Raw genomic sequence first — 10,170 nt, forward strand, 5'->3', positions numbered from 1 at the left:
CGGAGGCATTGACGGCAATCGCCGACACCATCGCCGGCCAAGACGGCCAGTTGCTGTCGATCCGCGAACCGCTTGCCGGTCTTAACTGCCCCGTCATGTTGATCTGGGGCGAACAGGACCAGATCGTGCCCGTCCCAGACGCCGGCACCCTCCCGGCAAACCTCACCCTGCGCATCCTGCCCGATACCGGCCATATGCCGCAAATGGAGGCATCCGCCACCGTCAACCAGGCAATCCTCGAAAATATCCGGAAAGCCTCACAATAATCGGGCTGGGCCCGACAAAACGAACCTAACCATCAAATCGGGAGTACATCCATGTCTCAACGTTTGTCAGGAAAGCGCGTCCTCCTAACCGGAGGCGTAGCAAATATCGGCCTTGCCATTCTAGAGGCTTTTGTTGCCGAAGGTGCAACCGTTTCTGTGGTCGATATCGACGCTGCCAAGGGCAGCGAAGTCGAAAAGCGGTTCGGCGACCGCGTTCGGTTTTTCAAGGCGGATATTTCGCAGGAAGACGAAATCAAGGCGGCAATCGACCAGTCGGTCGCCTGGATGAAGGGGATGGACACGCTCTGCCTGAATGCCGGCATCCAGCTTTCCGGCAGGGTCGAAGACTTTTCCACGCGTGACTGGGACAAGGTGTTCACCATCAATGTCCGCGCCAATTTTATCTTCGCCAGGGAGTCGGTGAAACATCTGCGGGCCGCCGGCAAGTCTTCCATCGTGATGATGTCCTCGCTCGCCGGCAAGCGCGGCGCCCCGGGCCTGGTCGGTTACTCCTCGTCCAAGGCCGCGATCATCGGCCTCACAACCACGCTCGCAATCGAACTGGCGCGCGACGGTATCCGGGTCAATGCCGTGTGCCCGGGATGGATCGACACGCCGTTCAACCAGCCGGTCATCGATTTCATCGGGGGTCGGGAAAAGCAGGAATCGCTGGTCCCGATCGTCATTCCGCTTGGGCGGCAAGCCACGCCCCAGGAGGTCGCGCCGCTCTTCGTCTATCTCGCCTCCGACGAGGCTTCCTACGTGACGGCCCAGGCGATCAACGTCGACGGCGGCATCTACAACTGATTGCGGGCAACGATCGAAAGCACAGAAAGGCGAGAACATGATCAAGTTGATTTCACATGAGGCGGCTCTCAAAGCCCTTGAGGCCGGCGCAGCCAAAGCAAGAGAGCTCGGCGAGCCTTCTTCCTTGGCGATCGTCGATGCCGGCGGCAATCTGCTTGCCTTCCTGCGCGCCGACGACGCTGCGCTGTCGACCGTCGAAATCGCGCAGGGCAAGGCGTACACCGCTCTTGCCCTGCGCTCGCCCTCCGGCAACTGGCTGGAGCTGGTCCAGCCGGGCGCCGCGCTCTACGGGCTGGATGCCCTCGGCGGGCGCCGGCCGTTCGTTGTTTTCGGTGGCGGCCTGCCGGTGCGCGACGGAAAGACCGTCATCGGAGGAGTGGGCGCCTCGGGCGGGCCGGTGGAGGCCGATATCGCCATTGCTGAAGTGATGGTGGCGGTGCTGCAAGCTGGTTAAGCGTGCCTGACACGCTCGAACCAGGGGCGCCGCCGCCATTGAGGCGGCAGCGCCCCAACTTTCCATGGCTGGCAATGGGAATACGTCCCCAAGCCGAACAATCAGGATGATATCATGTCTGAGCACTCTATCCGCCTCGAATGGAAGGCAGCGCCGCACGCGCAACAACCGGCAACCTACAGCCGGGATCATAAGGCGACATATAGCGCGCAGGTCTCGGTGGCGGTGTCTGCCGCGTCTGCCTATCTCGGAAACAGCGAACTTGCCGATCCGGAGCAGCTTCTCGTCAACGCCCTGGCAAGCTGCCACATGCTCTACTTCCTGGCGATCTGCGAGGGGAACGGCTATATCGTCAGCAGCTACGAGGATGATGCCGTCGGCAAGGTATCGAAGAACCCGGATGGATCTTTCTGGGTATCGGATATCATTCTCCATCCCAAAACATCCTTTAGTTCGCAGAAACAGCCCGATCGCGAAACGCTGTCTCGACTGCATCATCGGGCTCATAAAGGATGCTTCATCGCAAATTCGATCAAAACCCACGTGTCGATCGAACTGGGCTGACCTCCAACGGCAGCGGTGGTCGTACACGTTTTCTCATTGTCGAAAGGAAGGTGCGGAATGAAAGATAAGCTTGTTGTTGTCGCCACGGTAACGGCGCACGAAGGAAAACATGAGCAGCTTCGCGAGGCGCTCCTCACCCTGATCCCGATCGCGCAAACGGAGCCGGGATTCGTCCAGTATGATCTCCATGAATCGCTGGAGCGCCCGGGCGAGTTCGTCTTCTACGAGATCTGGGAGGACGAGCAATCGCTGGAAGTCCACAACAATACCGAGTCAATGAAGGCGTTCGGCGCCCGCGCCGGTCAATGGATCCAGTCGGTCAAGTTGGACAAGTACAAGCGCATCTCCTGACCCGGCCCACAGGCTCCCGGCGCAAGACTGCCACGGGCTGCACATGACAAAGCCACACCCGATCAATCGGCACCGATCGGGTGGTCTTCGGCTGGAAGACCACCCGAAAGCAGTCCGTATTGTCCCGCAACTTTCTGCGCCAGCTGGGCCACGACGCCATTCAAGTGCGTTTCGGGACGTTTGATAAAGCTTGCCGTGAACGCCATGGTCGGCATTGTGTGGCCGACAGTCGTCAGCACCCGCAGCTTGCCGCTTGCCAGGTGATCCGAGACGACCTCGACAGGTATGGCGGCAATTCCAATACCATCAAGGGTCATGCGAACGATCGAAGACAGCGAGGAGTTCGGAAACAGCCGGACGCGCTGCTGATGGGCCCTATTGAAAAGCTCCGTGAGTTCCCGAAAAGGTTGGGTCTGTCGTGCAAAGGTGATGATCGGAAATGCCGTGAGCTCCTCCAGCGTCACGGCCTCCGGCCCCAAGGGGAAGCCCGCCGGAACCACCCAGTTCAGGGGATATTCGCAAAGCGGCAGATTGGCGACGTTTCCTGAAATCACCGGTCCCATGAGGAATGCGACATCGATGCTGTTTTCCTGAAGGGCGGCTGCGAGGTTGGCGGACCCGTCGACGTTGATTTCTAGTGTGATGGACGGGTATTCATGGTTCAGTCGCTTTAGCAATTCCGGCAGCCATGTGTGGACGATGGTGTCCGATACACCGAGCTGCACGGTCCCCTCCAAGGCATTCGCGCCGGCCACGGCGAGCACCATTTCGGTCCGGAGCGCCAGCATGCGCTCTGCATATTTCAGAATTTCACGCCCTTTGACCGTGAGACGGCTGCCACGCTTGTCCCGCTCGAACAGCCGCACCTTGAGCTCCTGTTCAAGCTGCGCAATGCGCGCGGAAACCGCCGGCTGCGTGGTGTGGAGCTTTTCGGCGGCACGGTGGAAGCCGCCCGTCTGAGCCACAATACAGAAGGTCTCCAAGGTGCGCAGGTCAATCATCAGGCCCACCTGTTCTCAACAACAACGGGTAACCATTGACGACTATGAGACCGGATGCAAGCTGCCTCGGCGAGAGGATAGGCAATCTCCTCGCCTGTGTCACGAGACCGAGTCTTCGCACTATAGGGCTGGCGCCTCGAACCGGAACGTCCCGTTCAGAAGATTCTCGTCGCGTATATCCGTGATCAGCATGCATCCAGGACTATGGGTCACTGCGATCGGCGGCTTAGCCTGCGCCAAAGCCACCTGCGGCGTGACGCCACACGCCCAGAAGACAGGCACTTCACCTTCCTTGACCGGAACGCTGTCGCCGAAGTCGGGATGGGACAAATCGCTGATCCCAATCGCCAGGGGATCACCGAAATGCACCGGCGCCCCATGGACCTGCGGCATTGCCGCTGTAATTTCGATCGCCCTTATGGCATCGGCCGGCTTCATCGGTCGCATCGAGACCACGAACTGCCCGGAGAACGGGCCAGCCGATACGCAATCTATATTCGTCCTGTACATCGGTACATTCGAACCGAGTTCGATATGACGAACGCCAATGCCCGCGTTCAAGAGAGCCCACTCGAAGGAAAACGAACAGCCGATCAAGAAGGAAACGAAATCATCCCGCCAGATGTGGCGGATATCGGCGATCTCCTCCACCAGCCTTCCGTCGCGGAAAACCCGGTAACTCGGAACATCGGACCGGATGTCGATGTTCTTACCGGCCTTGGCGAGGGACGGATCGCCGGGATTTCCGACGGCGAGCAACGGGCATGGCTTGGGATTTTCCAGGCAAAACCTCAGAAAATCGGTCGCCCACTGCTTTGGCAGGATCACCAGGTTTCCTTGCGCAAAACCTGGGGCCAACCCGGAAGTCTGCCCGGCGATCGCGCCAGTCCTGACATCGTGGCGAATCTGCTCCGGCTGACGATCCAGCACCGTTTCAAGCCTGTCCATCACCAGGTCCCTGTTCTCATGCACACACTTGTGCAAGAACTCGCGATTCCAGGCCCTTTCGTCAAATCTCCATATTCGATGACCCGAGATAGATTCTGCTGATCACGCAACGTAAGCGGCTCTTAGCTGGTTGATGCCAATCGTTTCCGGCGCCGCTGATAGAACTGCGTTATCAGACCCCATCGCCAACGACGATTTGACCTCCGGCCGGTCTGGCAGGAAAATCCGCAGTGAAACACCATGATTGGGAGGTCATTCGTGTCATCACTCCTGGGAATGGCGGCGGTTGCCGCAAGCTAAGACGAATTGCCATCTGCGAATTTGTCCGTAACCCCGAGAGCTCGAAACCGCGATCCAACTCCGCTGCAATTCTCATTTCAAACGATTTGAGGAGCGCACTTCGGCGCGGCAAATTTCCAAGTAAAAACAATAACATATACCTAGTTTTACTTGGTTGACAGGCGCCGAATACGGAGCAATACTCCCTCATCAACCTAACGAACGTTAGGTTGATCAATAAACCAAGGGGAGCAGTGGTGGCGGGCAACGCCCCTTCTGCAGTCTGTTTCAACATTGTCAGAAGGGAGTCAGCGATGACCGACAAAACGTCTCTATCCATCACCCGCCGCCAGACTTTGAAGTTCGGGGGCGCAGCTCTATCCGCGTCTCTCTTTGCCCCAGCCGTCATCAGGAGCGCATGGGCAGCGGAAGAGCCAATCACTTTGCTGACGTGGGAGACCTATGACGAACCGGAGTGGATCGCGGAATGGCAGGCGGCCCACGGGACCGAAATCAAGCCGGTGATCATCTCCTCGCTCGATGAAGTATTCGCCCAGCTTCAGTCCGGCGCCGTGAAGCCCGATGTCATCTATTCGGAGGCCTCGACAGCGGGCCGGCTGAAGAAGGCGGGCCAGATCACTCCGTTCGATATCTCGAAGGTCCCCAATATTTCCAACATCCTGCCCGGGCTGAACTGGCGCGAGCCGCTGACGGTCGACGGCGCACTGATGGGCATCCCCCTGCACTGGGGAACGCAGCCCCTGCAGTATAACGCCGATGCTATCAAGTCTGCGCCGACGAGCTGGGCCGCCCTTTGGGACAAGACCTATCAGGGGAAAGTCACGATATTCGATGACGCGACCGTCACGATCCCCATGGTCGCGCTATATGTCGGTGCGAAAAATCCGTTCAATTTGACCGAGGACGAGTTCACCCTCGTCACCAATGCGTTGCGGGAGCTGCGAGCCCAGGTGCGCGTGGTCACCCGAGGCTTCGACGATGCCGCAAACGTCTATGCCTCGGGCGAAGCGATTCTCGGCTACTGCCACAATGTGACCGTCGTCAACATCCTGAAGAAGAAAGGGCTCAACGCCAAATATTCCCTGCCGAAGGAAGGCACGCCTGCCTGGATCGAAGGGACCTTTGTCACCCCGAAAGGACAGCGTGACGTCGTCTACAAATTCCTCAATGACACCATGTCTGCGAAGTGGCAGGCGCGGTTCATGAAATTTTCGGGAAGCAACGGCGTTTTGACGCCGGTGGCGGCGCGCGAAGCCGGTCTGACTGAAGACGAGCTGAAGAACACCAATATTCTCGACTCCGATGATCCGAGCTTCAAGGACAATCTCGTCTTCTTCAAAGAACCCGAGGATGTCGAACGTCGTATTCAGCTCTGGAATGACTTCCTGGCCGGCACGCTCTGACGCCCGCAATCCAGCTGGAGAACGACAATGGGAACACATGAAACCGGCTCCGTGCTTTCGCTCGTCGGCGTTTCGAAAACCTATGATGGCGCCCAAAAACCGGCACTTGACCAGGTGTCTTTCTCGGTCAAGCCCGGGGAATTCTTTTCGATCCTCGGGCCGAGCGGCTCTGGAAAGACGACAATTCTAAGGACGGTGGCCGGTTTCGAAAAGCCTGATACCGGTCAAATCGTCATGGCAGGCGAGGTGGTCAACTCAGTCGCTCCGAACAAGCGCGATGTCCGAACCGTGTTCCAGAGCTATGCCCTTTTCCCGCACCTCACGGTGCGGGAAAACGTCGAATATCCGCTCCGGATGAAGGGCGAGGCGAAGCCGACCCGGCGGACAAAAGCCGAGGAAGCGCTGGCGCTTACCGAAATGGCGACGTTTGCCGATCGGTTTCCGCACCAGCTTTCCGGCGGCCAGCGTCAGCGCGCTGCGCTGGCTCGGTCCATCGTATCGCGACCGAGACTTCTGCTTCTCGACGAACCGCTCGCCGCTCTCGATCTCCGCTTGCGCCAGCAAATGCAACACACATTGGTGGCGCTGCAGAAAGAGCTCGGCATCGCATTCATGTATGTGACGCACGACCAGGGCGAAGCCCTGTCGATGTCTGACCGCGTCGTCGTCCTGCAGGACGGCAAGATAGCTCAGCTCGCCACCCCCCGCGAAATATATTTTGCCCCGCAAAACGAGTTCGTTTCGCGTTTCGTCGGCCGCTCCAATCTCGTCGCCGTCAATTTCGAACCGACCGATACCGGATTCGTGGGACGCGTGGAGGGGATCAAAGTTCCGGGACTGACTGCCAAAAAGGGCGGAACGGCGCGGATGGCGATCAGGTACGAAGCGATACAGGTGAAACCGCTCGATGAGGCGGAAGGGGCGCCCGACACCATTCCCGGCGTCGTGGAAGACGTCCTTTTCCTTGGCACCAACTGCGAGGTGAACGTCCGCTGCGGCGGCGTCAATCTCATCGGCACGGTACCGGCAGTGCGCCACTCGACATTCACGGTGGGCCAGCCGGTCAAGGTCGCCTTCGATGCAGCAAACACGCAGGTCTTCCATGACTGAGATCATTGCACCGGCACTGCCCGCACGCGCCGCTGCGCGGCATGCACGTTTTCCGCTGGGCCTTCGCCTTTCGAGCGTGCCGGTATTGGCGTGGCTGTTTCTGATCGTTGTCCTGCCGAACGTGCTTCTGGTCGGAATAAGCTTCCTGAAGAGCTCGGCGGGCGTCATCATCTTCGAGCCGTCGCTGGTCAACTATTCGAGGATGTGGAATTCGGCGGGCTTCTGGGTCCTGCTGATCAGAACGCTCTCGTTCAGCTTCTTTGCCTGCATATTCGCGACCCTCATCGCTTATCCGCTCGCTTTCTATGTCGGGCGCGTCGCCAAACGGAACAAAGCGCTTCTGACGATGCTGATCGTCCTGCCTCTCTGGATCAGCCTGCTCATGCGGATCTTTGCATGGCGCGTCATCCTTGGCCAATCCGGTGTTCTCAACGGCTTTCTGGTCTCGAGCGGGATTCTCGATGCTCCGTCCGAGGCGTTTCTCTACAGCCCAAGTTCCGTCATCATCGTCTTCGCTTACATTTCGGTGCCTTTTATCTTCATTTCCACCATGGGCGCTTTCGAGAAGATCCCAAACGATCTGATTGAAGCCTCGGAGGATTCAGGGGCGACGGCGCTACAGACATTCCGTCATCTGATCTGGCCCCTGACACGCCGAAATCTGGCAATTGGCTTTTCGCTCGCCTTCCTCGTGACCGTTGGCGATTTCGTCACACCGGCAATGATCGGCGGTATCGACGGAACCACACTGGGCGTCGTCATCTCGACCCAATTCGGCTTTGCGAACAACTGGCCCTATGGTGCTGCCGTTGCCGTTGCCCTGATGCTGAGCGTCGTGGTGCTTCTCGGCATCATCATCGCCCTGACCCCGGTGCGGGGGGTCATGGTCGGCGGCGAAGGCGATCAGTCCCCATCGTCGAACGGGGCAAGCTCGACCGGCTTCGGCCGGCGTTTGGGAGGGATCGGCTATATCGCGGCCATTGCTTATCTCTATGCGCCGCTCGCCATCATCATCCTCTTCTCGTTCAACTCCGCAAACCTTCAAACGCTTCCGTTGGAAGGGTTGACGCTGCACTGGTACCACCAGCTCTTGAACGATGCTTCCTTGATCGAAGCGGCTCAGCGCTCGGTGATCGTGGCAGCATGCGTGGTTTCCATATCGGTCCTGGTCGGAACGATATTTGCGCTGATTGTCCACTACGCCAAGCTGAAGGGTGCCCGCTTCTATGAAATGGCGTTCGCGCTTCCGATCGCCACACCGGGCGTCGTGCTGGGGATCGAGATGGTTCTCGGAACAGAGATCTTCGGAATTCCCTCAGGCATCACCCGCATCGTCATCGGACAGATGAGCTTCGTCATGCCGGTGACCTTTCTGTTGCTGCTCGTTCGGCTTCGCCGGCTCGATCCCAGCCTCATGGAAGCATCGTTGGATCTTGGCGCGAGCCGCTGGCAAAGCTTCGTTCATGTGCTGTTTCCGATGATCAAGGGAACGATCCTGGCCGGCGCGTTTCTCGGACTGACCCTTTCGGCAGACGATGTCATGGTAACCCTCTTCCTGTCGGGCGGAGCGCCGACCCTGCCGATCTGGGTTTTCAACCAGATGCGCTTTGGCTTCACGCCATCAGTCAACGCGGTGTTCTCGATCCTGCTGATCATGTGTCTTGTCATCGTGACGATCGGGAACTGGAAAACGGCCGCGAAGCATTCCCGCGCAGCCCGCTGACGCGCAGCGAGATGGGGTCTCGTCGGCCAGGACGGGGCGGTAACGACAATCGGATGAGCGCCGTTTTATGCGGCCATCCGCCCAAGAATGAGTTTTCCAAAGAAGGAGACTGCGATGGTGGAAAGACTGGATTGGCCGATGAGCGGCATCGAGGGATTTGACCGGGGCTTCTCGACGGTCGACGGCGTGAGGCTGCACCATGTCAGCGGAGGGCGTCCAGACGGCGAGGTGATCGTATTGTTCGCCGGATTCCCCCAGAGCTGGTACGCATGGCGTAAAATCCTGCCGGCGCTCGCCGCCAAATACCGGGTCATTGCCCTGGATCTCCCCGGGCAAGGTGATTCAGATCGCCCGGTTGGCGGTTGCGATACGACAGGCATTGCCAAGATCGTGCGTGGCCTTGTCGAAAAATTGGGTGCCGATCGGCACTATCTTGTCGCCCATGATATCGGCGCTTGGGTCGCTTATCCCTACGCAGCGCTTTACGGAAACAGCGTTCTTGGTCTGGCCATTCTCGATACGGGAATCCCCGGCATCAGTCTTCCCGATGCTCTGCCCTGGTCGCCCGAAGTCGCCTGGCGCACGTGGCACGTTGCCTTTCATAACGTCCCCGACTTGCCGGAGGCGCTCATTGAAGGTCGGGAGGACATCTATCTCAACTGGTTCCTGCAACGCAAAGCGGCCAATCCGCAAGTGTTTTCCGAAAGCGACTTCGACGAATATCTGCGCGTTTTCCTCTATGGCGGCCTGAAGGGTGGCCTTGCCTATTACCGGGCAGTGTCGTTATCGGCGGAGCAAAACCGGGAGCTTGCCGCCAAGGGAAAGCTTGAAATGCCGGTCCTGGCCGTGCGCGCCGATCAAGGTTCCATGCCTGACCTCGTCGCACAACTGCAGAAGATCGCGACCAATGTCCGTGGAACCGCGATCGAAAACTGCGGCCACTATCTGGCAGAAGAACAACCGGACGCGCTGGTGCGCGAGCTCCTGCAGTTTTTCAGGTGAACCCGTATCGACAACCCATCCTGCCCAAGAGGGATGGGTTGTTCCGGCTGCGGTTGATCGCGGTGATCGACCGCAGCCCGCCGTTTCAGCGCCGACAACGGTGCGAATGGCACGCATCAACATATGCCGCAGAGATCACAAAGGAGGGAAGCAAATGTCTGGTTTGCAGCTACCACAGGACAAACTGATCGAGGTCTACCGCAACATGCGGATGATCCGCCGCTTCGAGGAGCGGGTGATG

At 58.9% G+C, this 10,170-nt stretch carries 10 protein-coding genes and 1 pseudogene; 9 read left to right on the forward strand and 2 right to left on the reverse strand.

Annotated features, from left to right (window positions below; all coding sequences use genetic code 11):
• The 5 genes and pseudogenes from CO655_RS34120 to CO655_RS32510 form a co-directional block, all read left to right on the forward strand.
• Window positions 1-266, forward strand: a pseudogene (locus CO655_RS34120) (acetoin dehydrogenase dihydrolipoyllysine-residue acetyltransferase subunit); the annotation flags it as partial.
• 51 nt (window positions 267-317) lie between these two features.
• The gene (locus CO655_RS32495) at window positions 318-1,073 is read left to right on the forward strand and encodes an SDR family NAD(P)-dependent oxidoreductase (RefSeq protein ID WP_097609172.1); all 756 of its coding nucleotides are present in this window, start codon (window positions 318-320) and stop codon (window positions 1,071-1,073) included.
• A 37-nt stretch (window positions 1,074-1,110) separates the two neighbouring features.
• Window positions 1,111-1,527, forward strand: coding sequence for a heme-binding protein (locus CO655_RS32500; RefSeq protein WP_097609175.1), 417 nt, complete (start codon window positions 1,111-1,113; stop codon window positions 1,525-1,527).
• Between the two features lie 114 nt (window positions 1,528-1,641).
• Window positions 1,642-2,091 (forward strand): OsmC family protein, encoded by a 450-nt coding sequence (locus CO655_RS32505; protein ID WP_097609176.1) that lies wholly within the window; start codon window positions 1,642-1,644, stop codon window positions 2,089-2,091.
• A gap of 57 nt (window positions 2,092-2,148) precedes the next feature.
• A complete protein-coding gene (locus tag CO655_RS32510; protein WP_010031848.1) occupies window positions 2,149-2,442 on the forward strand; it encodes a putative quinol monooxygenase in 294 nt (97 codons plus the stop codon).
• A gap of 62 nt (window positions 2,443-2,504) precedes the next feature.
• Here CO655_RS32510 and CO655_RS32515 read toward each other — a convergent pair whose 3' ends face one another.
• The gene (locus tag CO655_RS32515) at window positions 2,505-3,443 is read right to left on the reverse strand and encodes a LysR family transcriptional regulator (protein WP_097609190.1); all 939 of its coding nucleotides are present in this window, start codon (window positions 3,441-3,443) and stop codon (window positions 2,505-2,507) included.
• Window positions 3,444-3,563: 120 nt separating this feature from the next.
• Window positions 3,564-4,391 (reverse strand): putative hydro-lyase, encoded by an 828-nt coding sequence (locus tag CO655_RS32520; RefSeq protein ID WP_097609192.1) that lies wholly within the window; start codon window positions 4,389-4,391, stop codon window positions 3,564-3,566.
• Window positions 4,392-4,984: 593 nt separating this feature from the next.
• Between CO655_RS32520 and CO655_RS32525 the strand changes: the two genes are divergently transcribed.
• The 4 genes from CO655_RS32525 (at window position 4,985) to CO655_RS32540 (ending at window position 9,929) form a co-directional block, all read left to right on the forward strand.
• On the forward strand, window positions 4,985-6,094 hold the full coding sequence (locus CO655_RS32525) for an extracellular solute-binding protein (RefSeq protein WP_097609177.1): 1,110 nt from the start codon (window positions 4,985-4,987) through the stop codon (window positions 6,092-6,094).
• A gap of 27 nt (window positions 6,095-6,121) precedes the next feature.
• Window positions 6,122-7,204 (forward strand): ABC transporter ATP-binding protein, encoded by a 1,083-nt coding sequence (locus CO655_RS32530; protein ID WP_097667930.1) that lies wholly within the window; start codon window positions 6,122-6,124, stop codon window positions 7,202-7,204.
• On the forward strand, window positions 7,197-8,927 hold the full coding sequence (locus CO655_RS32535) for an ABC transporter permease subunit (protein ID WP_097667931.1): 1,731 nt from the start codon (window positions 7,197-7,199) through the stop codon (window positions 8,925-8,927). Before CO655_RS32530 ends, CO655_RS32535 begins: the two co-directional genes overlap by 8 nt.
• Window positions 8,928-9,041: 114 nt before the next feature.
• The gene (locus tag CO655_RS32540) at window positions 9,042-9,929 is read left to right on the forward strand and encodes an alpha/beta hydrolase (protein WP_010030405.1); all 888 of its coding nucleotides are present in this window, start codon (window positions 9,042-9,044) and stop codon (window positions 9,927-9,929) included.
• The last annotated feature ends 241 nt before the right edge of the window (window positions 9,930-10,170 follow it).

The sequence above is a fragment of the Rhizobium sp. M1 genome (assembly GCF_002531805.1).
GTDB lineage: Bacteria > Pseudomonadota > Alphaproteobacteria > Rhizobiales > Rhizobiaceae > Rhizobium > Rhizobium etli_C.